This window comes from Bacillus paralicheniformis (assembly GCF_002993925.1).
In the GTDB taxonomy this organism is placed as follows: domain Bacteria; phylum Bacillota; class Bacilli; order Bacillales; family Bacillaceae; genus Bacillus; species Bacillus paralicheniformis.
The window spans coordinates 581,453-606,978 of record NZ_CP023665.1; the positions used below are offsets into that span (position 1 = coordinate 581,453).

The 25,526-nt window shown below is 46.4% G+C and carries 24 protein-coding genes, 3 pseudogenes and 1 riboswitch; of the genes and pseudogenes, 14 read left to right on the top strand and 13 right to left on the bottom strand.

What is annotated here, in order from left to right; translation table 11 throughout:
* Positions 1-144: 144 nt before the first annotated feature.
* The 3 genes from CP943_RS02970 to CP943_RS02980 are packed head-to-tail and all read right to left on the bottom strand — an operon-like array spanning position 145 to position 3,513.
* Entirely contained in the window at positions 145-1,062 is a 918-nt protein-coding gene (locus CP943_RS02970) for a prephenate dehydrogenase dimerization domain-containing protein (protein WP_103750280.1), read from the bottom strand.
* Positions 1,059-3,155, bottom strand: a complete 2,097-nt coding sequence (gene pabB / locus CP943_RS02975; RefSeq protein WP_105980727.1) for an aminodeoxychorismate synthase component I — start codon at positions 3,153-3,155, stop codon at positions 1,059-1,061. The genes CP943_RS02970 and pabB overlap by 4 nt, the downstream gene beginning before the upstream one ends.
* A complete protein-coding gene (locus CP943_RS02980; protein WP_103750282.1) occupies positions 3,124-3,513 on the bottom strand; it encodes a chorismate mutase family protein in 390 nt (129 codons plus the stop codon). Before CP943_RS02980 ends, pabB begins: the two co-directional genes overlap by 32 nt.
* Before the next feature lie 996 nt (positions 3,514-4,509).
* Here CP943_RS02980 and CP943_RS02985 point away from each other — a divergent pair.
* Positions 4,510-6,231, top strand: coding sequence for a pyruvate oxidase (locus CP943_RS02985; protein ID WP_020450230.1), 1,722 nt, complete (start codon positions 4,510-4,512; stop codon positions 6,229-6,231).
* A gap of 138 nt (positions 6,232-6,369) precedes the next feature.
* Positions 6,370-6,975, top strand: a pseudogene (locus tag CP943_RS02990) (lytic polysaccharide monooxygenase auxiliary activity family 9 protein); the annotation flags it as partial.
* A gap of 119 nt (positions 6,976-7,094) precedes the next feature.
* Here the strand turns inward: CP943_RS02990 and CP943_RS02995 are convergent.
* The 5 genes from CP943_RS02995 to aspA all read right to left on the bottom strand — a co-directional run bounded on the left by CP943_RS02995 (position 7,095) and on the right by aspA (position 11,262).
* A complete protein-coding gene (locus CP943_RS02995) occupies positions 7,095-7,346 on the bottom strand; it encodes a hypothetical protein (protein ID WP_020450232.1) in 252 nt (83 codons plus the stop codon).
* A 71-nt stretch (positions 7,347-7,417) separates the two neighbouring features.
* Positions 7,418-7,969, bottom strand: a complete 552-nt coding sequence (locus CP943_RS03000) for a GNAT family N-acetyltransferase (protein WP_020450233.1) — start codon at positions 7,967-7,969, stop codon at positions 7,418-7,420.
* 53 nt (positions 7,970-8,022) lie between these two features.
* Complete coding sequence (locus CP943_RS03005) at positions 8,023-9,303, bottom strand: Nramp family divalent metal transporter (protein WP_020450234.1); 1,281 nt, start codon at positions 9,301-9,303, stop codon at positions 8,023-8,025.
* A 182-nt stretch (positions 9,304-9,485) separates the two neighbouring features.
* Positions 9,486-9,746: a GlsB/YeaQ/YmgE family stress response membrane protein gene (locus CP943_RS03010; RefSeq protein WP_020450235.1), complete on the bottom strand. Its 261-nt coding sequence runs from the start codon at positions 9,744-9,746 to the stop codon at positions 9,486-9,488.
* 94 nt (positions 9,747-9,840) lie between these two features.
* The gene (gene aspA / locus CP943_RS03015; RefSeq protein ID WP_023857888.1) at positions 9,841-11,262 is read right to left on the bottom strand and encodes an aspartate ammonia-lyase; all 1,422 of its coding nucleotides are present in this window, start codon (positions 11,260-11,262) and stop codon (positions 9,841-9,843) included.
* 306 nt (positions 11,263-11,568) lie between these two features.
* Between aspA and CP943_RS03020 the strand changes: the two genes are divergently transcribed.
* The gene (locus CP943_RS03020) at positions 11,569-12,783 is read left to right on the top strand and encodes a macrolide family glycosyltransferase (RefSeq protein ID WP_224146453.1); all 1,215 of its coding nucleotides are present in this window, start codon (positions 11,569-11,571) and stop codon (positions 12,781-12,783) included.
* On the opposite strand, the gene CP943_RS03025 is transcribed toward CP943_RS03020, so the two are convergent.
* On the bottom strand, positions 12,780-13,226 hold the full coding sequence (locus tag CP943_RS03025; RefSeq protein WP_020450238.1) for a DUF2188 domain-containing protein: 447 nt from the start codon (positions 13,224-13,226) through the stop codon (positions 12,780-12,782). The genes CP943_RS03020 and CP943_RS03025 overlap by 4 nt on opposite strands.
* A 118-nt stretch (positions 13,227-13,344) precedes the next feature.
* Between CP943_RS03025 and CP943_RS03030 the strand changes: the two genes are divergently transcribed.
* Positions 13,345-14,166 carry an EcsC family protein gene (locus tag CP943_RS03030; RefSeq protein ID WP_023857886.1) on the top strand — a complete coding sequence of 274 codons (822 nt, stop codon included), beginning with the start codon at positions 13,345-13,347 and terminating at the stop codon, positions 14,164-14,166.
* Positions 14,167-14,209: 43 nt separating this feature from the next.
* Here the strand turns inward: CP943_RS03030 and CP943_RS03035 are convergent, their stop codons facing one another.
* Complete coding sequence (locus CP943_RS03035; protein ID WP_023857885.1) at positions 14,210-15,499, bottom strand: Na+/H+ antiporter NhaC family protein; 1,290 nt, start codon at positions 15,497-15,499, stop codon at positions 14,210-14,212.
* Between the two features lie 128 nt (positions 15,500-15,627).
* Between CP943_RS03035 and CP943_RS22880 the strand changes: the two are divergent.
* From CP943_RS22880 to CP943_RS03075, 9 genes and pseudogenes are all read left to right on the top strand, one after another.
* Positions 15,628-15,957, top strand: a pseudogene (locus CP943_RS22880) (cupin domain-containing protein); the annotation flags it as partial.
* 69 nt (positions 15,958-16,026) lie between these two features.
* Positions 16,027-16,317: pseudogene (locus CP943_RS22885) on the top strand (DUF4937 domain-containing protein); the annotation flags it as partial.
* A 101-nt stretch (positions 16,318-16,418) separates the two neighbouring features.
* Positions 16,419-16,859: a glucose starvation-inducible protein GsiB gene (gsiB, locus tag CP943_RS03045; protein WP_023857883.1), complete on the top strand. Its 441-nt coding sequence runs from the start codon at positions 16,419-16,421 to the stop codon at positions 16,857-16,859.
* 222 nt (positions 16,860-17,081) lie between these two features.
* Complete coding sequence (locus CP943_RS03050) at positions 17,082-18,122, top strand: AI-2E family transporter (protein WP_023857882.1); 1,041 nt, start codon at positions 17,082-17,084, stop codon at positions 18,120-18,122.
* 71 nt (positions 18,123-18,193) lie between these two features.
* Positions 18,194-18,335: riboswitch (cyclic di-AMP (ydaO/yuaA leader) on the top strand.
* 74 nt (positions 18,336-18,409) lie between these two features.
* Complete coding sequence (locus CP943_RS03055; RefSeq protein WP_023857881.1) at positions 18,410-19,654, top strand: dicarboxylate/amino acid:cation symporter; 1,245 nt, start codon at positions 18,410-18,412, stop codon at positions 19,652-19,654.
* 69 nt (positions 19,655-19,723) lie between these two features.
* Positions 19,724-20,650, top strand: coding sequence for an ABC transporter ATP-binding protein (locus tag CP943_RS03060; RefSeq protein ID WP_023857880.1), 927 nt, complete (start codon positions 19,724-19,726; stop codon positions 20,648-20,650).
* A complete protein-coding gene (locus tag CP943_RS03065) occupies positions 20,643-21,410 on the top strand; it encodes an ABC transporter permease (RefSeq protein WP_023857879.1) in 768 nt (255 codons plus the stop codon). The genes CP943_RS03060 and CP943_RS03065 overlap by 8 nt, the downstream gene beginning before the upstream one ends.
* Before the next feature lie 121 nt (positions 21,411-21,531).
* The gene (locus tag CP943_RS03070; RefSeq protein ID WP_023857878.1) at positions 21,532-21,870 is read left to right on the top strand and encodes a hypothetical protein; all 339 of its coding nucleotides are present in this window, start codon (positions 21,532-21,534) and stop codon (positions 21,868-21,870) included.
* A gap of 124 nt (positions 21,871-21,994) precedes the next feature.
* Entirely contained in the window at positions 21,995-23,143 is a 1,149-nt protein-coding gene (locus CP943_RS03075) for an acyl-CoA dehydrogenase family protein (RefSeq protein ID WP_023857877.1), read from the top strand.
* 36 nt (positions 23,144-23,179) lie between these two features.
* On the opposite strand, the gene fbpB is transcribed toward CP943_RS03075, so the two are convergent.
* The 3 genes from fbpB to CP943_RS03090 all read right to left on the bottom strand — a co-directional run bounded on the left by fbpB (position 23,180) and on the right by CP943_RS03090 (position 24,230).
* Complete coding sequence (gene fbpB, locus CP943_RS03080) at positions 23,180-23,335, bottom strand: Fur-regulated basic protein FbpB (RefSeq protein WP_023857876.1); 156 nt, start codon at positions 23,333-23,335, stop codon at positions 23,180-23,182.
* Positions 23,336-23,337: 2 nt separating this feature from the next.
* Positions 23,338-23,496 (bottom strand): Fur-regulated basic protein FbpA, encoded by a 159-nt coding sequence (fbpA, locus tag CP943_RS03085; RefSeq protein WP_023857875.1) that lies wholly within the window; start codon positions 23,494-23,496, stop codon positions 23,338-23,340.
* Between the two features lie 413 nt (positions 23,497-23,909).
* Positions 23,910-24,230, bottom strand: a complete 321-nt coding sequence (locus tag CP943_RS03090) for a thioredoxin family protein (RefSeq protein ID WP_003179104.1) — start codon at positions 24,228-24,230, stop codon at positions 23,910-23,912.
* A gap of 160 nt (positions 24,231-24,390) precedes the next feature.
* Between CP943_RS03090 and CP943_RS03095 the strand changes: the two genes are divergently transcribed.
* A complete protein-coding gene (locus CP943_RS03095; protein WP_023857873.1) occupies positions 24,391-25,476 on the top strand; it encodes a D-alanine--D-alanine ligase in 1,086 nt (361 codons plus the stop codon).
* The last annotated feature ends 50 nt before the right edge of the window (positions 25,477-25,526 follow it).

Below are 25,526 nucleotides of genomic sequence, written 5' to 3' on the forward strand. Positions count from 1 at the left end.
GCCGGAAACGGCAGGCTGTTTTAATGTGACCAAATATCACAAAACTAGTGAACTTGTCAGTGGAAAAGTCGCGAATCTACACGACATTTTCATACTTCTATTTGTCCCGGAAAGCTGTTCAAAGGAATCAGTTGTTTATAAAATTCAATTAACCGGGGGATTGGTTTGGCTGTGCTTTCCCTCCTTTGGTGCGATTGGACCTTCAAAGATACTAGTACAGAGATCTTGGTAATGGGCTATTTCAGATCCAAATACCTCTCGGGATTTACGCATCAGTTCGGTGAATACGGACTGATCCCTCACCGATTCATTCAACGATGCAACTGCTTCAGCCAGTGCAGCACGAGCCGTCGTTGCTTGGTGGTTCACGGATTGGACGTCCCAATACACATCCGGTGTTCCAGAACTAATCCGTGCCAGTAGCGCAAGCATAGTTGCATGCGGAGGGGGTGCAAGAGAACCAAGTTTTGCAATGTCAACATCTAATTCTGCGAGCGCCAATCCAAAGGTGAGTATCGCTGCATGAGTGAGTGCCTGCAAAGCCGCGGCCAATTGATCATGCTCCTCAGCTTCTAATAGCACCGGACGACCTTTCCAATCTAAAATCATCTGAATCAAATGACTTCCTTTAGGCCCATCGTTTTGAACGATGACAGCTACCGGTCTACCCACGATACTAAGGCTGGGAGCAAACATAGGGTTAAGACCTATGCTTTCGAAAGGCAAACCCAAAGCGTGTATTTTGTTAAATATGGGTGATTGTACAGAAAGAGTGTGCGCCAAGAGAGAATCAGGCTTCATTAACGCCCCGACAACTTTTACTGCTTGAAGAGCCGCGGTCTCTGGTAAAGCGAGCATCACCATGTCGGCCTTTTGGATCTTATCTTTGGCCTGTGGAGTCGGAACAGTGATGTCACATTTCATGAATTGTCGACGAACGGAAGGAGGATTCATATCGATAATACATACTTCAACACCCGATTCTTCAAGAAGGTCTGCAAACATCCCGCCAACGCCGCCGGCTCCTCCCGCAATCACACACTGCCTTATTTCCTGACTCATCTTGAACCTCCCACTGCAGAGACTTCCGCTGCTGCGATAGCTGAGACCATAGCTCGCGCTTTAACCTGAGTTTCTTTGAATTCCTCTTCTGGATCTGACAATGCTACGATCGCTCCTCCGACACCAAAAGTCGCCTTGTCATCGGTCACAACAACTGTGCGGATAACAATACTAAGATCCGCAGCTCCACTCAGTCCAAACCAGCCGAGGCTGCCCGAGTAGACACCGCGGGGGCCCTTCTCGAGTCGGTCTATGATTTCCATCGTCCGAATTTTCGGAGCACCGGTCATCGAACCGCCTGGAAAAGCAGCGCGGACGCAATCAACCGTTGATTTGTCCGGACGTATAGTGCCGCGAATCGTCGAGATCAACTGGTGAACTGGTGCATATGTTTCTACATCGAAAAGCTTAGGTACATGAACAGATCCTATTTCACAAACAGTGTTAAGGTCATTTCTGACTAAGTCAACGATCATTAAGTTCTCTGCGAGATCTTTTTCATCACTTAGCAACTCATTTCGTAATTGGTGATCTTCAGCAGAAGTCCTGCCTCTCATCCGGGTACCCTTGATCGGTTTGGACTCAACGATACGATCAGCACCGATTGAGAGGAACCGTTCCGGAGAGGCACTTAGTACTGCTGCATCCGCAAAGTTTAAAAATGCCCCATAGGGAACCGGACTGATTCTTCTCAGATGCGTATACGTAATCCAAGGATCTATAGGGGTATAAACAGTTGCGGAATTAGTCAAACATATCTCATAGGATTCACCATTGCGGATTTCTTCTAAGCAATTGTTGATCAGTTGAAGATAAGAAGGCCGGTTATGCCGAAACTCGATTGGGATATTGTGGTCTGGCACGGATGTAAGGACTGAATCCTTGTCCGAATCGTTTGCTGCAGCAGGAATGTCATTCAAGATTCGCTCTGCCGTATTTAGCCAGTTGAGTGCTTGCTTATCCTCATCCCCAGTCGAAAGACACAACAGATAGGCTTCCTGTTCAAGATGATCAAAAACAAGCATGCGGTCAACGAAAAGCAGGGCTGCATCAGGAATCTCAGATTGATACCGGCTGCTCCCGCAAGTTTCAGCTTTTAGCTCATAGCCAATGTAGCCCACATAGCCGAGATTGAAGTCAAAGGGAAGGCCTTCCGGAGTAGATGTTGCCCGACGGCGGATTTGCTCATCAAGATAATCATAAAATGACTGTTGAATGAACTCCGTCTCTTGACCCGAACGTTGTACTTTTACAACACCCTCTGCTACTCTATAGGTCAAATATTCAGCATTCTCTCCCGCACCATCGCCAAGATAGGAAAATCGTGACAAGCCTTCGATGACACTGCTGCTGTCAAGCCAGAATCCATGAGGTGCATCAGCAAATAGTGTCTGGTAACTTAACTGAGCGTCAGGAAATCCCAATAATTTTCGAAAATGAATCCGGTAGAAATCGCTTTTAGAATGGGAAGGCTCCTTTAATTTGGGAGACGGTCTGGATCGTTCAGTGCGCTTCGGAGTCAGGTCTCTAAAGTTGGCAAGCAACTCGTGCCCATAATGACTGCAGATTGACTCGGGGTGGAATTGCACACCCCAAATCGGCAGATTGCGGTGTCGAAGCCCCATAATCAACTCATCTTTTGTCCACGCAATTGCTTCCACATCATCACCCAGATCAGTAACGACAAGGGAGTGATAGCGTACGACAGAGAACTCAGGAGGAAGCCCGTCAAAGATATCAACCCCTGAATGGTGAATGACTGATGTTCGTCCATGCATAGGCTCAGAAGCGTGGTTCACCTTCCCGCCAAACAAATGAGCTATGCCTTGATGTCCAAGACAGACTCCGAGGACTGGCAGCTTAGCTTCTTGAATAATAGTTGCATTAATACCAAAGTCCTCAACCCGTTCCGGTCGACCGGGGCCTGGGGAGATCACGATGTTGTCAATCTCATCAATCGGCACTTGTGACCAGTCCACATCATTACGGACAACTATTGGCGGTCGGCCATTTACTTCGCCGATCAATTGATACAGGTTGTAAGTAAATGAATCATAGTTGTCAATTAGAAGTGTTTGTATCCCTGCCCCCATTAAACAATTCCTCCCTTTTTCTTTTTTGGCCGGCCAGGCTTGAAGAAATGTCCTGTCTCCGATTTTCTGAATGGTCAATTACGATATCCTCAACCCTGCACGTTTCAGAAATAATGAGCTCATAAAGGTTACGCAAAAACTCTTGACTTAAACCATTCTCGTCAGCGTATCGAGCTGCCCGTTCCTGGACAAAGTTAATTCGGTGCGGCTGCATCATCGGAATATTATACTCGCGTTTGTATAATCCAATCTTAATGCAGCATTCTAAACGATCTTTCAATGTATCCAACAGTTGTTCATCAATACGATCAAGTTTTACACGCAGGCCCTCAAGCCCCTTTTCTATTTCTGATAACATGTAAATGCCTCCAATTCTAAATTCTTTTGATAAAAGAGAGGGACTTTACCTTGACGATCCGCGTCTCTCCTTTTCACCCGAAACTTAGACTATGAAGTATACGGTTAATAAGATAAGAAGATTTGAGTGTTTCGACTATAGTTTCAGTGAAATTACCTTCAGATCGCAACAACCGAATCTCGAAGACAGATGGCTTCCACAGCACTTGAAACTGATAATCTGCAGCATTATGAATACCTAACGTGCCGAGGAGACTTAACAAGCGGATTGAAATTGTCGTGGTATCTGCATTAATAGAATAGACCAGCTTGTCCTTCTAAAATGGAGTAACCTTGATACAATGCCGCATGACAGGTGGATTCACATACGTACGAGCACTGCTGACCCAACAGATCAGGATGATTGGATAAACAATCCAGTATCAAATGCTAAAAATTTTACAAAAGCAGATTATAATAGTTGCCGCCACGACCACCCCTGTGTTTGACGAAGGATTTAACAATCTTAACTTTCATCGATGCTATGCAAATTCGGTTTATTTCTGTTAAATTATAACTCTGAACCTAAATTATAACAATTTAAATATTAAAAAAAGTTTCAACACTTGTGTGAATGAACTGCGCCGCAATTGCTCTAAAGGATGAAGACCAAATGAAAAGGCATGAGTGCCATACAATTCCGGACTCATGCCAGTCTAACCGCTTCATGACATTTTATTGTCTAACTTCGCTGGGGCATATCAAAATGAGCGGCAGCCTTTTAGTAGATTTGATCATGTATACATGGAGTGGTGCTTAGGATAGGTGCCGCCGGATTTACCGGGCATGGCTTCAAGTTCAGCAGTGTGGCGGAGAGATCTTTATGCGAGATGAGTACGGCTGGGAACACAAAGCATGAAACAGCCGCTGTCGTGGTTTCCTTCACTTTCGTCAGCATGCCGGATCACGTTTCCCGGCAGCGAAAAAGTGGTATGGAAGAAACAAAGGAGGACGTGATATGGCAAACAAAACCGCAGGAAAAGTAGCTGCAGAACTGCTGAAGGAATGGAATATTGATCATGTTTACGGCATGCCGGGGGACAGCGTCAACGAATTTATCGATGAATTGCGGCATGAAGAAAACAGCCTCCGCTTCATTCAAGTACGCCATGAAGAAACCGCTGCTCTCGCTGCCGCAGCTGATGCGAAGCTGACAGGCAAAATCGGCGTCTGCCTTTCGATAGCGGGCCCGGGTGCCGTTCATCTGCTGAACGGATTGTATGACGCGAAAGCTGACGGGGCGCCTGTGCTGGCGATTACAGGGCAGGTGTCTTCGAATGAAATCGGAAGAGATTACTTTCAGGAGATCGGTCTTGAACGAATGTTTGAGGATGTGGCTGTCTTTAATCAGCAGGTTCATTCGGCCGAAGCCCTGCCTGACCTTTTAAATCAGGCGATCCGTACCGCCTACAGCCAAAAAGGGGTCGCCGTACTGAGCGTATCCGATGATCTGTTTGCGGAAAAGATTAAGCGGAAGCCGGTTTATACGTCTGCGCTTTATATTGAAGGCGATCTTCAACCGAAGCAAAGCCAGCTGATGCAGTGTGCACAATTGATTAATCATGCGAAAAAGCCGGTGATTTTAGCCGGAAAGGGAATGAAATCGGCAAGAGATGAGCTGCTCGAGTTTGCCGATAAAGCGGCCGCACCGATCATCGTTACGCTCCCCGGGAAAGGAGTCGTACCCGATCGGCACCCGCACATGCTCGGGAATCTCGGACACATCGGTACAAAACCCGCATATGAAGCGATGGAGGAAAGCGATCTGTTGATCATGCTGGGGACTTCTTTTCCGTACCGCGATTATCTTCCGGAAGATGCGCCGGCTATTCAGCTTGATAACAACCCGGCGAAAATCGGCAAACGGTATCCTGTCACCGCCGGCCTTGTCTGCGATGCGAAAAAAGGGCTTATGGAACTGACGAAAACCATTGAACGGAAATCGAACCGCGCATTTTTGGAAAGCTGTATACAACATATGAGGAAGTGGCGCTATGAAATTGAAAAAGACGAACAGGTGGCGACAGAACCGCTCAAGCCTCAGCAGGTGATTGCAAGGCTTGAGGACGCAGTCGCCGATGATGCGGTCCTGTCTGTTGACGTCGGAAATGTGACGGTTTGGACGGCGCGCCATTTTAATATGACCAATCAGGATTTTCTGATTTCAAGCTGGCTTGGCACGATGGGATGCGGTCTTCCAGGCGCGATTTCCGCAAAGCTTTCCAATCCGGAGCGCCAAGCTGTAGCCGTGTGCGGAGACGGCGGCTTCAGCATGTCCATGCACGATTTTCCGACTGCTGTCAAATATGACCTGCCCATTGTTGTCGTGATTTTAAATAATCAGAACTTGGGAATGATTCAATATGAACAGCAGGAAAAAGGGCATGTTAATTATGCAACAGCGCTTGAAAACGTCGATTATGCCAAGTTTGCCGAGGCCTGCGGCGGGAAGGGCTTCAGCGTGACAAAGCACGAAGAGCTCATTCCGGCTTTGAAAAATGCCTTTCAATCACAAAAGCCGTCGATTATCGATGTGGCAATAGCAGATGAACCGCCGCTTCCGGGAAAAATATCTTATACACAAGCTGTCAACTACAGCAAATATATGATCAAAAAACTGGTTGAGAAAAAAGAGCTCGACTTGCCGCCGCTGAAAAAAAGTTTAAAAAGGATTTTTTAGTATGATGCCAAGGGAGATCGTCCCTTGGCTTTATCATGTTCAGATGTTAAAATTTGATGGATAGTATTGGGATATCCGCGTTTTTTCTTTTTGCATCAAAACCCGTCTCAACACAATAAAAAGAGAGGGGATTGAAACGTGGATTATTTTAAGAAAAGTACCTTCAGTACAGCTTTCATACTATCAGCCGGATTGCTGTTGATGTCAATCATTCCTCAGCACGCCTTCGCTCATGGTTTTGTCGAAAAACCAGGGAGCAGAGCGGCTCTGTGCAGTGAGGCTTACGGACTTCTCAATCTGAACTGCGGAAGCGTGATGTATGAGCCGCAAAGCCTGGAAGCGAAAAAAGGGTTTCCGCATGACGGCCCGGCAGACGGACAAATAGCATCCGCGGGCGGACTGTTCGGCGGGATTCTTGATCAGCAGTCGGAAAATCGCTGGTTTAAACATATCATGACCGGCGGAGAACACACCTTTACCTGGACATATACCGCCCCCCACAACACCAGCCAATGGCACTACTATATCACCAAAAAAGGCTGGGATCCTGACAAACCGCTAAAGCGTGCAGATTTCGAACGGATTGGAACCGTTCCGCATGATGGTTCCCCTGCATCCCGCCATTTATCTCACCAAATTTACATTCCAGAAGACCGCTCCGGGTATCATGTGATATTGGCCGTTTGGGATGTGGCTGATACTGAAAACGCTTTCTATCAGGTGATCGACGTTGATCTAGTGAACAAATAAAGCCCAGTCGTCTGAAAACCGATTTGTGAATCAGCGGGTTTTGGTGCAAACAGAGAAAATAAGTAATCAAAAACCCCGGCATGTTTTGGGAAAGCCGGGGTTTTTGGTATTCGTTATTTCTTTTTCTTCATGGCGGCAGCCATGAACGGCAGCAGGGTGCCGAACAGCATTGTGCCGCCGAAGAAATTCCCGAGGTAAGGCTGTCCGATCAGGTAACAGACGGCAAATACAGCCGCAGCAAGACCGATCATGATATAGCCTGGATAAAACCTTTTTTTAAAGCTTGTCCGCTGGGTCACCCGGAAAAATATCAGCCCGATGACGAGCGGGACAATCCATAGGTAAAACAGTATAAATACTTTCATAATCAAAACTCCATATTTTTTTATCTATCATACCAGATTGCAGTGTAAAATGCGTGTGACAAATCCCGGACTCATTTGCTGCGGGCGAGGTATTCCTCCTTCAGGAGCCCGTATACGAAATGGTCGGCGAAGTGGTCGTGGAGCCACTCGCATTGCCTGAGGCAGCCTTCTTTCGTGAAGCCGAGCCTTTCCGGAATAGCCTGGCTTTTTACGTTTTGAACAGCGGCTCTAATTTCAATTCTGTTTAAATCGTATTCGCTGAAAAGCGTGTCGATCAGCGCCCGGCAGGCATCAGTCATCAGCCCTTTTCCTTGAAAAGGCTCCCCCAGCCAATAGCCGATCGAAGTCGTACGGTTGATCCAATTGATATAATGGAGTCCGATGATTCCGGCAAAATGGCCTTGATGCCATATTCCCGCTTGAAACCCGTTGTTCGCAGCGGCCTGTTTCATGCATTCTTCGATAAAAGCTTCGGTATCCTCCAGCTGCTTTGTGCCGTCCACCCAAAACAGCCATTTCCGCAACACATCTTTAGACTGCTGGATCTGCATATAAACTGCTTTGGCATCTTTTGGTTCGAGCATTTTTAAATAAAGATCATCACGCACCATTAATTTAAACATCCAGAATCCCCCTTTTCTTCAGTATAATATAAAAAAGCCGACCAAGGTCGGCTTTAACCAGAAAATGTATCGTAAATCAAGAAAATATTAAGGGCGACGATTAAGGCGGCGATCAGCCAGGAGACGGCTGTTATCCACTTCGCATTTTTCAGGCTCCCCATAATGCGTTTATTGCTCGTAAATAAGATAAGCGGGATAAGGGCAAAGGCGATCCCGAATGACAGGACGACCTGGCTCAAGACAAGAGCGGTTGTCGGATTTACCCCTGAAGCAATAATAGCGATAGGCGGCAACATCGTAATGAACCGTCTTAAATAAAGCGGAATCCTGAAATTAATGAAGCCCTGCATGATAATATCTCCTGAAAGCGTTCCGACAGACGAACTTGATAAACCGGCGATTAACAGGCCGACGCCGAACAGTACGGCGGAAAGCGGACTGACCATGCTGCTGAAGTGGCTGAAGGCCACATCAAGGTCTTCGACAAAAATGCCGTTCTTATAAAACAGTGCAGCGGCGACGATCAGCATGCTCGCATTGATTGCTCCGGCAATCAGCATGGCGATTAAAATGTCGATGAACTCAAACCGGAATATCTTCTTCTTTTCCGCTTCCGTTTTTCCGATCACTCTCCGCTGGGTGAGAGCGGAATGGAGATAGATGGCATGCGGCATCACGGTCGCTCCCAAGATTCCCGCCGCCAGCAGGATGCTGTCTGCACCATCGAAGCGGGGAACAAACATGCCCTCCAAAACCGAACCGATATCAGGTTTTGCAAAAAAGGTTTGAAAGGCAAAAGCGATCACGACGATGAACAGCATTCCTGTTATCGCCGCTTCTAGCGGCCTGACGCCGCGCCTTTGCAGTTCCAAAATCGCGAAAGATCCGGCGGCTGCAATAATCGATGCTTCAAGCATCGGTATGCCGAACAGCAAGTAGAGACCGAGAGCAGCTCCGATAAATTCAGCCAAGTCGGTCGCGATCACGACAAGCTCTCCCTGAATCCACAAGCCGATGGAGACCGGTTTAGGGAATTCTTCCCTGGCGACTTCGGGCAGATTTTTACCCGTTGCAATTCCGAGCTTGGCAGACAGCGACTGAATCAGCAAAGCCATAATATTTGAAAAAAGAATCACCCATAAAAGCAAGTAGCCGTATTTCGAACCAGCCGCGATATTTGTGGCGAAATTGCCGGGATCAATATAAGCTATAGCCGCGATAAACGCCGGACCCAAAAAAGGGAGCAGCCTTTTGAAGCCTTTGCTTTTTCCGTCCAGTGCATCTTGAGCTTCTTTTGATATTTGCGAGTGTTTGGACAAATCGTGACTGACCATTTGATTCACCTAGATTCTCAGTTGTTTTTCCTTGTACATAAAAGTTTCCTTAGTGCAAAAATTATATCATCATCATATGCCCACGATGATCAATTGTCAACCATAAGATGTTATAGTATATGCGCGAACGGTTTCGCCCAAACAAAAAACCAGCACCGCTTTTGGGCGATGCTGGCCGGATATTATGCCTGAGAACCCATTCTCCCGCGGAAGATTAGGTTTAAAATGAAGACGAGAATTGCGGCTCCGATTATCGCCGGAAAGATGGCGAATCCCGCAATATCAGGCCCCCACGTTCCAAGCAGCCCGTGGCCGATCCAGGCTCCGATAAAGCCGACAACCATGGAGCCGATAATACCTCCTGGTGCACCGTGGCCTCCGATTGCGCCTCCTATTAAACCGATGACAATGGCTACGATTAAAGAAACGAGAAATCCTAACATTGTCTTTCCACCTCTTTCAATTGATTTATATTACATGTTTAGCCCGTCTCGGGCGTCTATAAACGCTTGAAAGCATATTGAGAAAGACGGATGGCTAATCCTCGAGAAGCGAAGCGCCTGCGATGCCCGGGTGTGTCATTTCATACGGGTCCAGAATGAGATCCAATTCTTCCTCTGTCAAAACATCATGGAGCAAACACAGCTCGCGCACGGATTGTCCTGTGGCGATCGCTTCTTTTGCAATTCGTGCGGCAGCTTCATAGCCGAGGTGCGGATTGACGGCCGTAATCGTTCCTACGCTTTTTTCGACGAATTCTTTCAGCCTGATCTCATTCGCTTCAATCCCGGTGATGCAGTAATCGGTAAATACGCGAAATCCGTTGTTCATGATTTTAATCGACTGCAGCAAATTAAAGACGAGTACGGGCTCCATCACGTTTAACTCAAGCTGCCCCGCCTCTGATGCAAGGCAGATGGTATGATCGTTGCCGATCACCTGAAATGCGATCTGGTTCATCAGTTCAGGCATCACCGGATTCACCTTGCCGGGCATGATGGAGGAGCCGGGCTGGCGGGGGGGCAGCCGGATCTCGGCAAGCCCTGCCCTCGGGCCTGACGCCATTAAACGCAAATCGTTGGCGATTTTGGACATGTTCATCATGCCGACTTTCAATGCAGCCGATACTTCTGTGTAGGCATCCGTGTTTTGTGTGGCATCGACAAGATGGTCAGCGCCTTTCAGCTGATAGCCGCTGATATCTGATAGGTGTTCGACAACGCTTTGAATATATCTCGGATCAGCGTTTAAACCTGTGCCGACTGCGGTTGCTCCCATATTGACTTCATAGAGATGATGCTGAGACTGCTTGATCCGCTGAATATCGCGTTCGATGACCCGGGAATAGGCTTCGAATTCCTGACCGAGCCTGATCGGAACGGCATCCTGAAGATGAGTGCGGCCCATTTTGATAACGGAATCGAACTCCTCCGCTTTTTGGCGGAAGGCATCCAGCATATGTTCCATCGTCGATATAAGCTGTCTTAAGTGATTCAATGTGGCCAGATGAATGGCTGTCGGAAACACATCATTCGTTGATTGGGCCATATTGACATGTGTGTTCGGGCTTAAATGGAAGTAATCACCTTTTTCTTTTCCTAAAAGCTCCAAACCTCTGTTTGCGATAACTTCATTTGTATTCATATTCATTGAAGTGCCGGCGCCGCCTTGAATGGGGTCGACAATAAAATGATCGTGCCAGAGCCCTTCCGCTATTTCGCCGGCCGCTTTTACAATGACTTCGCCGAGCTCTTTATATAAACGTTTAATATCCATATTGGCGAGAGCCGCCGCTTTTTTGACCATTGCCAAAGCTTTAATCAGCTCTTCATCAATCCGGTAGCCTGTAATCGGAAAGTTCTCCACGGCCCTCATGGTTTGTACGCCGTAATAGGCGTCAGCCGGAACTTCTTTTTCGCCTAGAAAATCCTTTTCGATCCTGGTTGCTTTCGTATCCATGGCAAAACCTCCGTAGGTTGTTTCTTATGATGTATTGTGCCTCGATCGGCCGTGTTTTAATTTGCTTTTAAAAAAAGGAAAATCGTCTTCTGATTGGGGCTGTCAAGTAATAAAGAGCCTGTTTTCTCTAATAATATACGCTCATTTGCATGGCAAAAAAATTTAAAGGAAAGATATGCAGAAACAGACAAATGGTTATATAGTTATGTTTATGTATTATTAACTTAATTAAATTTCTTTACTTCATTTGTCTTTTTGTAGTAAATTTCCTTATATAAATTTTCGTATGAGAAAGGAAGAGCTGTGATGGGACATGTACTGATGATCAATTTCCCGGGGGAGGGGCACATCAATCCCTCTCTTGGCGTCACAAAGGAGCTGCAAAGACGAGGAGAAAGCATCGTCTATTATGCAGTTGAGGAATACGCTGAAAAAATTAAAAAAACAGGGGCGGAAGTCCGTTTATACCCGGATCTCAGAGAGGCTTTATCACCCGGGAAAGAAAGAGAAAAGATGGACTTTGCCGAGTTGGTATACAATATGTCAGGTAAAGTCGATGAGATCGTTCAGCTCATCTGCCAGGAAGTCAGGGACGAGTCTTATGATTATGTGATATATGACCATCACTTTTTGGCGGGGAAAATCATTGCTGAAATGCTTGGGCTGCCGAGCGTTTCGTTATGTACGACATTTGCAATGGACGAGACGTTCGCAAAAACGTTTACCCTGCAAGGCGACCTTGAAAGCTCGCCGTATTTTGAAAAATTGAAGCAATCCCTTGGCGAATTAAGTGAGCGGTACCCCGTCAGTCTCGACAAGCCGTTTGACGTATTTTCCTGTCCGGGGGACATTACGATTGTCTTTACCTCCAGGGAGTTTCAGCCTCATGCCGAGCGATTTGGAAATGACTATTTGTTTGTCGGGCCGTCGATTACGAGCAGACAGGATCCAGGCAGCTTCCCGTTCACTGAGCTGGAGGGGGAAACCGTCATCGTGATCTCGATGGGCACGATCTTTAATCAGCAAAAAGAGCTGTATCATATGTGTATCGAAGCGTTGAAAGACTTTGACGGCAAGGTGGTTATGGCTGTTGGGAAATCAACGGACCCCGCGGATCTCGGCACCATACCGGATCATTTTATCGTGAGGCCGTATATCCCGCAATTGGAGGTTTTGAAAAAAGCCGATGTATTTGTCACCCACGGCGGCATGAACAGTACAAATGAAGGCCTGTATTTTGATACGCCGCTCATCGTCATTCCGATGGGTGCTGACCAGTTTTTCGTCGCAGCTCAGGTGGAACGGACAGGGGCCGGGATCAAGCTTGATAAAAATGAACTTTCTCCGGCTGTTTTACAAAAAACGATTAAAGATATGCTTGAAAACCGCTCCTATAAAGACGGAGCCGCCAAAATCGGCCGCTCGCTCCGCGATGCCGGCGGCTATCAAAAAGCAGCTGATGCTGTATTGGAGTTGGCGGGGAAAAAAGTAAGACGCTCCAAAAACGGAGCGCCCCGTTAATTCATCCTGATCTTCCGCTCCACACTGCCGTCTTTTTTATGGACGATGACGGCAGTGCCTTTGTTTTCGGCGATTTCTTTCGCCCGTTCGACGGCTTCTGCTTTTGTATCCTTTACTTCGCTGGCCCGCTTGGCGTCTTCGGCTTTGACTGCCCAGCCTTTTTCGTGTTTAATGACATGCTCGCACTTTTCCGCAAGCTCCGGCCTGCTGCTCGAACCGCTGTCACCGCGTACCGTTTCATCAGCTTCCTCCGCATAGGATTTGAGTTCGCTTTTGCTCCTGTTATCCGCCCATTCCTTCGCCTGACTCGTCGCGATCGGAATCGCCCGGCTTTCGTCGTATCCTTCGTCTACCATTGCATTCGCAATTTCAATGGCTTTCTTTTTTACCGGTTTGTCCAAATGCTTCAATGAAGCGGGATAGTCTTCCATTGACCATGGCATTTGATCATTCCTCCTTTTACATAAAGGTTTACCCTCCGGCTGCCGATTAAAAAACACGGATTCATAAAGTGAATCATTGTATACTATAAAAAAACACGATTGAGAGGGCGAACCTTCTGTGCGCAACGATAAAACAGATTTGGAAAACGAACTGAAAAAAATTGAAAAATGGGAAAAAGAGCAGCAGAAAGCGTGGTTTTGGGAAAGGATCGGGCGGCTGCCGTTCAAGGTTCTGGACAAGCTTACACCGGCATTCATTCAAGATAAAATCGGTCTCTTGCTCGACGAAATCGGCGGCTTTATTCAAAACGGCGGCCAATATTTGACGTCCGAAAAACATCTGATCCGCCAGTTTCAAAAAAAGCTGCCGGATGAAACGATCGAAACGGTCGAAGATATTCAAAGGGCTCCTTTGGAAGTGATGGATCAAATGTGTGAAAACCTCGGAAAAAACAGGGCGAATACCGCGGCTGTCCAAGGAGCGACAACAGGTGTCGGCGGCTTATTCACGCTTGCCGTCGATATTCCCGCCATCCTCGGCCTTTCATTGAAGACATTACAGGACATCGCGGTGTCTTACGGCTACGATCCTAAAGAAAAAACGGAGCGGATGTTCATTATTAAATGCCTGCAGCTCAGCGCCGCTGATATTGTCGGGAAAAGGGCGATCATTCAGGAACTCAGCCGATACCATCTACAGTCAGGCTCACGGGAAAATATGATTTCGCAAATTCAAGGCTGGCGGGAGGTTGTTTATACATACCGCGATTCTTTCGGATGGAAAAAGCTGTTTCAAATGGTGCCCGTCGCAGGCATCCTCTTTGGCGCAATCTCAAACCGTTCAATGGTGAACGGCGTTGCCGAAACAGGGATGATGATGTATAAAAAACGGAGGATCATGGAAAGGCTTGCGGAGCTGGACGCCGCAGAAACAGAGTGATAAAAAGGCTGCCGTTTCGATAATGGCAGCCTTTTTCATAGAGTTACGCTTTTTCCGTAAAGCGAGGCAGTCTGAAGATAATCGCGCATATGCCGCAGACGCCGATCAAAATCGGATAAAAAGAATAAGGAAGAATGCTGACAGGCGATATTTTCGCGATTTGTGCAGCTGACAGCATTTGCGCGCCGTAAGGAATCAATCCTTGTACCACACAGGAAAAGATATCGAGGATGCTCGCCGATTTCCTATTGTCGATTCCGTACCGGTCGGATAAATCTTTTGCCAGCGGCCCCGCTGTAATAATGGCAATCGTATTGTTGGCGGTCGCCAGGTTTGCCGCGCTGACAAGGCCGGCAATGCCCGCTTCCGCTCCTTTTTTTGAACGGATTCTCCGCGATACAAATTGAAGGAGAAATGCGATCCCGCCGTTTCGCTTCATCATTTCCGCCATTCCGCCAATCAGAAGCGATAAAATGATCAGTTCGGACATCCCGCCGATGCCTTCGGTGATCGCGGTTAAATACGTATGAAGCGTCAGGCTGCCGTCGGAAATACCGATTACTCCGGCTAACACGATGCCGCCGAAAATAACGGCCATAACATTAAATCCGAGAAGGGCGAATATCAGAACACCGAGATACGGCAGCACCTTTACCCAGCTGTAAGTCCCGGCTTGTGCGGCAGGATGCCCTCCGGCTGAAAACACCATCAGCAGGATGACCGTGGCAACCGCGGCAGGCAGGACGATCAGGAAATTCGTTTTAAACTTGTCCGACATTTTCGTCTTTTGTGTGCGGACAGCGGCAATGGTCGTATCGGAAATAAATGATAAGTTATCACCGAACATCGCGCCCCCCACAACCGCAGCAACCGAATAGGCCGCCGGAACGCCGATTTCGGCGCTGATCCCTGCTGCGATCGGAGCGAGCGCAGCAATCGTTCCGGTTGACGTGCCCATCGACACAGAGATAAACGCAGCGATGATAAATAAACCGGCAACCATAAACTGCCCCGGTACAAACGAAAGCGCAAGATTAACGGTTGATTCAACGGCCCCCATCGCCTTTGCGGCTGATGAAAACGCGCCGGCCAAAATAAAGATCATCACCATGATCATAATATCGGGGTGTCCGGCGCCTTTCGCAAACCACTCCGTCTTTTGGCTGAGCTTCTCCTTACGGTTCATCGCCAGTGAGACAACCGATGCCGCAAGCGCCGCGGCCACGATTGGCAGGCTGTAAAAATCGCCTGTGATCAAGCCTGATCCAACGAATAAACAAACAAATAAAAACAGCGGCAAAAGCCCTGAAGCTTTTCCGTTTTGATTTTGCATGATGTACACCTCTTCTATAGGTTCAAACCGTTTTTTCACCAATATCCAACACTTTAAAAGGCGAACGCTCAAAAGTCAAATGGTAAAATAAGTTCGGGAGAAAATCAAATGAAAGAGGAGTGAAGCTGATGGATCGCAAAACGAGTCTTCTTGAATTGACAAAGAAAGTCACAGAAAAGCACGCCAATTTTTCCGTTTCGGAAGTGAACGACCATTGTATGCGAATTGCTGTTTTGGAGGGCGAATACGTATGGCATTTCCATCCCGGCTCAGATGAGCTGTTTATTGTTTTGGAAGGAGAGCTGTTGATCGACTTTCAGGACCGTCCCACAGAAGTCCTGAAAGCGAACGATTCCCTGCTGATTCCGAAAGGCGTCATTCACCGGACGCGCGCTGATGTAAGGTCGGTTAACCTTTGTATAGAAAAAACTAATGCGGAAACCGTCCCGTTCGCGGAAGGGAATGTGCTGAAGCTGATACGGTGCAAACCAGCCGGACAACAGCTTCATGCATTCAGCGAGGCGCAGGCCAAATGGGCTCCGCTGCAAAACGTCAGCGGATTCATCAGACAGTGGGGCGGATGGATGGAAACAGAAAACGGGCCGGAAGCCCTTGTCCTCGTGCTTTGGAAATCAAAGCGCGATTATTTGAACTTTATGGCCGATCATCATGATGCAATATATGAAAGAACGAATCAGAAAGGTACGTTCGAATCCATCAACATTACCCTGTTTGAAGAGCCTGCCGAGATATCTAAGACGCTGCAGAACAATACGCCGGCTCCGGTACCGGAATGGACGGTAAAAGGCAGCGGATGATTGCATGATTCCCGGACTCTTTCGTGAATGTGCTATTTGTGTTTACTCTTTTTGAAATGTGGAATGTAAAAACCATAACACTTCAAAAGGAGGAATCGAAAATGGCAAACAATAATGACAACAACAAAATGAGCAGGGAAGAAGCAGGCAGAAAAGGCGGAGAAAAAACAAGCCAAAACCATGATAAAGAATTCTACCAAGAGATCGGTCAAAAAGGCGGAGAAGCCACAAGCAAAAATCATGACAAAGAATTCTACCAGGAAATCGGCGAAAAAGGCGGGGAAGCCACAAGCCGTAATCATGACAAAGAATTCTACCAGGAAATCGGTGAAAAAGGCGGAGAAGCCACAAGCCGAAACCATGATAAAGAATTCTACCAGGAAATCGGTGAAAAGGGCGGAGAAGCCACAAGCAAAAACCATGACAAAGAATTCTACCAGGAGATCGGTCAAAAAGGCGGAGAAGCCACAAGCCGAAACCATGACAAGGAGTTCTATCAAGAAAACGGTGAAAAAGGCGGACGCCAAAGAAGAAGCGGTTAATGTACGGTGAAGAGAGGGGCTGAACATCAGCCCCTCCTTTTTTATGGAAGATGCCTGCCGCTGCCGCACGAGCGCTCATATTAAAATATTATTAATTATTGATCTTCTGAAGAGATTTCCGGTCTGTTTTGTTATATAATTTACAGATGATGCATCAAATTGTAATTATAAAAGTTTGAATGCTAAAAGTTAAGGACTAAAGTACTGGTGGGAGTGTACCGAATGGCAGCGTTGATTAAATTTTTTCAGCATCCTGGGGTCAGGCGTTTTTCAGTTTTTGTTGTATTGGCGGGAGTTTTATATCTGTTCCGCAGCATGATGAATCTCATATTGCTCACATTTATCTTTACGTTTTTGATGAACCGTCTGGAAAATGTGATCCGCGGTTTTTTAAACCGCTTTATTAAAGTCAGCCAGAGACTGATTATTTCCTGTTTGTATGCGGCTCTTGCCATCGCGCTTTCGATCGGCGGTGTGGTCTATTACCCCGTGATCGTCACCCAGATTCAGCAGCTGATCAAACAAGGAAAGTATATTGCTTCTCACCCTGACAGCATTCCTTTTCTCGATATGATCACCGGTATGTTCGGCGATATCAATTTGACATCCTATTTGGAAAAAGGTCTTAACTTTATCTATACATATATCACAGATATTAGCGCGTTTGGCCTGCAGGTGGTTATGTCATTGGTTCTCAGCATGTTCTTATTGATCGAAAAAGACAAGGTCTTGAGCTTAATGGATAAATTTAAGACGAGCAAAATAGCTATTTTCTACGAGGAAATTGCTTACTTTGGTAAAAAATTCACGAGAACGTTCGGAAAGGTGCTTGAGGCTCAGTTTATTATCGCCTCCATCAATTGCGCATTGACGACCATTGCCCTCGCGATTATGGGTTTTCCTCAGCTATTCGGCCTTGCCGTCATGGTGTTTTTCCTCGGGCTGGTTCCGGTCGCAGGTGTTGTGCTCTCCCTTATTCCGTTAAGCATTATCGCCTACAGTATCGGCGGAATCGCTTATATCGTATCACTGGTATTGGTTATCATGATCGTCCATGCGATAGAGGCCTATTTCCTCAATCCGAAACTGATGTCCGCCAAGACGGAGCTGCCGATTTTCTTCACGTTTATCGTGCTGATTTTTTCTGAACATTTCATAGGGATTTGGGGTTTAATTATCGGTATTCCGATATTTGTTTTCCTGCTTGATATCCTTGATGTCACAAGTCAAGAGAAAAGCCGAACAGCGGGCACCCGAAAATAGCATATATTTGTAAATCGGAAAATTTGGTTTACATATTTCGAATTTTCAGGTATAACTGTTATATAACGAAATAGCGCCACACGTTTAATCCTTTAGTAGGAGTGGGGGACCCGATCATTTGGGGTGAATTTTTCTGTTCCCGTGCGAACTGAAAGACGGACATCTCTTCGTCCGAACCCGTCAGCTAACCTCATCAACGTGAAGAGAGTCATGTGGAACCAATTTTAATGGTAAAAGCCCATGGGAGATCTCTCATGGGCTTTTTTTGGAAAGGGGAGATATGTTATATGAAGTTAGCAACAAAAATTATTATCGCTCTATTACTCGGTGCAGCCGTCGGTATTATACTGAACGTCACTTCGCCGGATGTATTTAGCAAGCTTAATACATTTTTATTCGGGCCGCTCGGCACGATCTTCCTCAACTTAATTAAAATGCTCGTTGTACCGATTGTTTTCTTTTCTCTCACTTTAGGGGTAGCAGGACTTGGAGATCCAAAGAAACTGGGCAGAATCGGTGCCAAAACGATTTCTTTCTTTTTAGTTACAACGGCAATTGCCATTATTATCGGACTTATTTTAGCGTTGGTCATCAAACCGGGAACCATCGGAACGTATGATACAAGCGCAGCGGAATATTCAGCACAGAAAGCGCCAAGCATTGCCGAAACGCTTTTGAATATCATTCCGACAAACCCGGTTCAGGCAATGGCTGAAGGAAATATGCTGCAAATCATTGCTTTCTCCATTTTGGTCGGTCTCGGAATTACGATGCTCGGCAAAAAAGCGGACGCTCTTCTCAAAGTGGTTGAACAAGGTAACGATCTAATGATGTATCTCGTCAATCTCGTCATGAAGTTCGCACCGTACGGTACGTTCGGCTTGATTGCCGGGGCAATCGGAAGTCAAGGCTGGGACGCCATTAAAGCAATGGGGCTTTATATGATCGTCGTCATTCTGGCGCTGTTCATCCACACCATCGTCACATACGGCTCAGCGATTGCGTTTTTGGCAAAGCGGAACCCGCTCACATTCTTTAAAGATTTTTCAGAGGTTATGCTTGTTGCCTTCAGTACGTCAAGCAGCAACGCGACGCTTCCGGTTTCGATGGATGTCGCTCAAAGAAAGCTGAAAGTGCCAGAGCCGATCTCAAGCTTTGTTCAGCCGCTTGGAGCTACGATCAACATGGATGGCACGGCAATTATGCAAGGGGTAGCGACGGTCTTTATCGCTCAGGTGTACGGCAATGACCTGTCACTGACACAGCTGTTGATGGTTGTTCTCACCGCAGTGCTTGCCAGCATTGGAACAGCGGGTGTTCCGGGTGTCGGACTGATTATGCTCGCCATGGTTCTTCAAACAGTTGGCCTTCCAGTTGAAGGAATTGCGCTAATATTGGGAATTGACCGACTTCTGGACATGATTCGTACGGCTGTCAATACAACAGGTGATGCAGCATGCGCAGTCATCGTCACCGAAACGGAAAAGAAACACGGCAAAATCGAAGCCCCTCATAGTGAAGTGTCCGTGTAACTCAAAAATGATATAATCAAACAGTGCCTTTTCGGCACTGTTTATTTTTTTGGGAAAGAGGAGGGGGCTATGACAAAGCAGCCTGTTTTACATATAGAAAATGTTGATAAAATCATAGACGGCAAAACGATATTGAAGGATATCCGCTTAACGGCGGATGAAGGGGAGATCATCGGCCTGCTTGGACCGAACGGATCAGGAAAAACGACCCTCATCAAATTGATTACCGGGTTAATTAAAATGAAGAGCGGATCAATTGTCATAAACGGCTTTCCGATTGACCGCCAATTTGAAAAAGCGATCCGGTCGGTCGGAGCCATCGTTGAAAATCCAGAATTTTATCCGTATCTGACAGGCTATGAAAATCTGAAACACTATGCAAATATGCACGCTGGAATCGGTCGGGATAGACTGGCGGAAGTGATCAGCAGGGTCGGGCTAGAAGATGCCGCAGAAGACAAGGTCAAAACATACTCGCTCGGAATGAAACAGCGCCTCGGTATTGCCCAGGCGATTCTTCACCGGCCGAAGCTGCTGATTTTGGACGAGCCGACAAACGGATTGGACCCGGCGGGAATGAAAGATTTCCGCGAACACTTGCGTGAGCTTGCCGAAGAAGAAGGAACGGCGATCCTGTTTGCGACCCACTTGCTGAAGGAAGTGGAAGATTTGTGCGATCGGGTCGTCATTCTTCAACAAGGGAAAATCAAATCAACCGTCGTCCTCAATGATGCGGATGAAAAGCAGGAAAAGGCGATGCTGGAGGTACAGCCCTATGACAAAGCGCTTCAGTGGCTGAAAGACCAGGGATACGAAGCCCGCGCCGAAAAAGGTCTCCTCGCCGTAAAGGTGGCGAAAGCGCAAATTCCTGCTTTAAATCAACAGCTTGTCGCCAATGAGATTGACGTCTATTCGATCGCTCCGTTTAAGCAGTCTCTCGAGGATGAATATATGGCGCGGACGAATGGAACGGAAGAGAGGAATACTGATGTTTAAACTGATTCAAAACGAGCATGTTAAATTGCTGAAGCGAAAAGTAACATTTGTATCGCTGGCGCTGATCGCAGTCTTTCAATTTCTCCTCGCGCTCATAACGAAAAGAATCCTGATGAGCGCCGGGACAGAGGATCATTTTATCGGCTATTTTTCATTCACCCCAAACCTGAATATCCTCTTGCAGGGGCTTTCGATTGTGGTGGCGGCTTCAATTATATCTTTTGAATATGATAAAAAGACGATTAAATTTTTGCTGATCCGCCCTGTCAGAAGAGAAAAAATTCTTGTTTCAAAATACGTGACGAGCGTGCTCGCAAGCATTTGGCTCTTTATCATTTACTACGGATTTTCTTTATTGTTCGGTCTGCTCTTTTTCGGCGTGAAGCTCGACGAAAAAGCGGAGCCGCTCTTTATCAATACGGTGACAATGATCGGTACGCAGTGGTTTGAAGTATGGATGATGGTTTCCTTTGCGTTTTTATGCTCTGCATTGTTTAAAAGCAGCGCGCTCAGCATCATGGTGTCGATCGTCGTGTTGTACGGCGCCAAAATGCTTGTGACGATCATGTCTTATTTGGAAAAACCGCTCGGTAAATTTTTGTTGTTCGCTAATACTGATTTAACGCAATACGCCGGTGAGGCCAAGCCGCTTTTTAGCGGGATGACGCCTTTGTTTTCACTCGTCATCGTCTTTCTCCATCTCGTGTTTTTTCTCGGAACGGCGTGGTGGGCCTTTTGTAAACGCGATATGAAAGTATAAAATATTTTGTCTAAAGTGTGACAAAAGGAATGACATTTTTGTGAAATATGTCGTAATTACCGTGTGAATTTCCTATCCTAAATTATAATTTTAGGATAAGGGAATGGGGGATGAGACATCCATGAAAAAATTTATTACGGCATTGCCGATTGTATTGCTGTTGTCATTTTCATTTGTTTCTTTTGCCTTTAATTTCGATCATCTTGTCTATTTTAGACTTGCGCTCGGGCTCTTTTCGCTCGCAGGTTTGTTTCTGTTATATAAATTGAAAAACGGCGTCCGCTTCTTTATGGCGTATCTTTATGGAAGCTGGGTCGTGCTGGCCGGAATCGCCGCATATGAAGAACCGCTTTTTTCCGATTTCTTCTTCGGCGGTCTCACGATCACGATGGGCTACTTAACCTACATGCTGATTTATCTCGGTATGAAGGTTGACCGTCGCGGCGGTCAAGCCGTTTAGTCAAAAGCGCACCTCGCTGAAGGTGCGCTTTTTTGTTTTGCCAAGGGTATCATTTGCACAACAAGCCGTGAACGAACTATAATACTTATTAAATCTATCGGAATTTGGTCAGGAGGATGCCGGTGTGTGTTCAATATTTGTGAAAACGGAAAGGCAGCAGGAATGGCTCGGTAAAATCGGGAAACTGGCGGATGAATTTGAGAAAACAGCAGCGTATTATGACGAACATGCCCAATTTCCCGCAGAACATATTCAAAAGCTGCGGGATTCAGGCTACACAGCGCTGACGGTCGGAAAAGAATACGGGGGAGAAGGCATTTCACTCTACGATATGCTTTTGTTTCAGGAACGGCTTGCCAAAGGAGACGGACCGACAGCTCTCAGCATCGGCTGGCACTTGAGCGTGATGGGAGAACTGGCGGAAGGAAACAGCTGGGACCGGCATGTGTTTTCATCGATTTCACAGGAAGCATTAAAGGGCGCGCTGATCAACAGAGCTGCAAGTGAAGCGCAGACGGGAAGCCCGACAAGAGGAGGACGTCCCGGAACCCATGCGGTTAAAAAGAATGGCGGATGGATTGTAAACGGACGTAAAACATTTACAACGATGTCTCCGGTTCTCGACTACTTTCTTGTCACCGCTTGGATTGAAGAGAAGCAAACGATTGGCGTTTTCTTGATCCATAAAGATGCGGAAGGCTTGGCAATAGAAGAAACGTGGGATATGGCGGCGATGAGGGGTACGGGAAGCCACGATTTGGTGCTGACCGATGTCCGTCTCGACGAATCCATGCTTGTCGAGCTGTTGGCGGGTAAAAGAACGGATAAAGTCAACGGCTGGCTGCTTCATATACCGGCTGTTTATCTAGGTATCGCGCAAGCAGCGAGAGATTATGCCGTCCAATTTGCAAAAGACTATCAGCCGAACAGTTTGAAAGGTCCGATTAAAGAAGTGCCTGCTGTTCAGCGTCATATCGGCGAAATCGATTTGGAACTCATGAAAGCCCGCCACTTTATGTATCATGTCGCAGAGCTTTATGATGACCCGGAGCGCCGCGCCTTTTTAACAGGTGAGCTTGGAGCGGTTAAACATACAGTAACGAATACGGCCATTGCTGTCGTAGACAGGGCGATGAGAGTCGTCGGAGCGAAGAGCCTGGCGAGAACGAACCCGCTCCAAAGATTCTATCGCGATGTCCGGGCGGGCCTCCACAATCCGCCGATGGATGATGCGACAATCGGCAAGCTTGCTGGCATTGCATTCAGTGAATAGTAAAAAAGAAGCCGTTCAAAATGAGCGGCTTCTTTTTTAAGTTTGTTTTGCTTTAGACATTGCCAAAAGGCGGTTCTCGTGTCTGCGGTCGATCTTGTCATAAATGACTTCCATTTCTTTCGGGTTCTTGGCGATTTCTTTCTTATATTCTTCGACAAGCTGATGAAAGGTTTTAATCTTCCGTTTTGACATGATTATCCGCCTTTCTTGTTGGATTGGTATTCGCTTTCAAGTTCGCTTAAAGACAATTCGTAAAGGTGGCGCTCTTCTTTTTTATATATGCCAAGCTGGATAAGCCGCTGAATGAGTTGTTTCTTTCTCATTTCCACCGCTTTCTTTAATTGAGGGGCCATGTGATCACCTCGTCAACCGTTAGTGATATTGATAATCATTATCAATTAAGGGTATTATACTAAATAGTATCCCCGAATGTAAAGAGACATCCTTAAAATAATATTGAATAAAATCGAAAAATATGAATTATTATCCAAAAACACATATAAAAAAAGAAGCCGACAAGGGCTTCACAACTAGAAAAAATAATTGCAAAATAGGAACAAAAAACATTCTACCTGAATATAAAAAACGAATCAAGAACTTTTTGCGAAATTTCGACATTTTCGTTTCCCGGGAAATACTCGTGTCGAATTATTAATGAAAGCTCACTTTTATGAAACAAATATTGCTGCTGTCCCGTCTTGTATAAAAAGGACATGGGCGTTCCCATGTCCTGCGGTTCAGACAAAAAATCAGAACTTTAAACGAATTAGCTAATATGTTCAGCCAGGAACTCGTTCACTTCTTCAGGTGTTTTGGCATTTGCACTGTGAAGGTGACCCGTTTTTTCGCCGTTTTTGAAAATCAACAGGCTTGGAATGCCCATGACCTGATACTTATCGGCAAGTTCAGGAAGATCGTCTTTATTCAGCTCATACCAGTCATTTTCCTGATAAGCCTCAAGAATGTCTCCAATGAACATGTTCATGCGTGTACAGTCCGGGCACCAGTCAGCATAAAATTTGACGATGATTTCTTTATCGGATTGGATCAGTTCATTAAATTGTGCTTCTGTTGTGATTTTTTTCAATTGCAACCTCTCCTTTTCAATGCCATTTTAATATAAAATGAAAAGGATTTACATACAAATGCTTTTTATATGCTGTTTTTAGACCGTATTAAAATAATTAGATCATTTTCCCGGGAAAGTGATAAGATAGTAAAGATGAATCCAGTGGGGGGAGTACGAATTGAAGACAAGATTAGGATTGGTATACGGCGGAAAATCAGCGGAGCATAACGTTTCTCTGCAAACCGCGCTGGCCGTCACGAAAGCATTAGATACTGAAAAATTTGATATACACCCGATTTATATAACAGAAAAAGGCGAGTGGGTGAGAGGGCCGCAACTGACAGAACCGGTTTCAAATGTGAAAATGCTTCAGTTTGAACAGACGGGCCAGACATTTTCTCCGGCATTGCTGAACCGCGATATGTTTCCGGGCGAAGCTGATGTAAAAGAAGACTCGATTGATGTTGTTTTCCCGCTTTTGCACGGACCGAATGGGGAAGACGGCACCATTCAAGGCATGCTTGAACTATTGAACGTGCCATATGTGGGCAACGGAGTCTTAGCTTCCTCTGCGGGCATGGATAAAGTGGTCATGAAGCATCTGTTTGCACAGGCAGGGCTTGACCAGGCGAAATACGTTTCATTTGTGAAAAAAACATGGAGTCACTCCAAAGAAGAAAGCTATGATCAAGTGGAAGCTGAGCTTGGTTATCCGTGCTTCGTAAAACCGGCTAACCTTGGATCAAGCGTCGGGATCAGCAAATGCAGAAACCGTGAAGAGCTTGACCAAGCCTTTGAGCTTGCATTTCAATATGACCGGAAAATTGTCGTTGAAGAGGGCGTCATCGGACGCGAAATAGAACTCGGCGTTCTGGGGAATGATGAACCTGTCTGCTCAGTCGCGGGGGAAATCGCTCCGAAGAAAGATTTTTATGACTATAAAGCAAAATATGAAGACGGCGACACTGATTTGATTATTCCGGCTTCCCTGACAGAGGACGAATACGAAACAATGCGCAGCATGGCGGTCAAAGCGTTTCAGGCGATTGACGGCTCAGGCCTTGTGAGAGCGGACTTTTTCCTTACAAACGAAGGCAGGGTCCTGATCAATGAAGTCAATACGATGCCGGGATTCACACCGTTCAGCATGTTCCCGCTTCTCTGGAAGCAATCAGGGGTTGAGTATGCTGAACTGATTGAAAAACTTGTCGCTTTGGCAATCGATCGGCACGAAGAAAAACAGCAGATCAAACATACATTTTAACGGGACGGAGCGGACCGAATCCGGGGGAAAGCGGTTCGCCCTTATATACA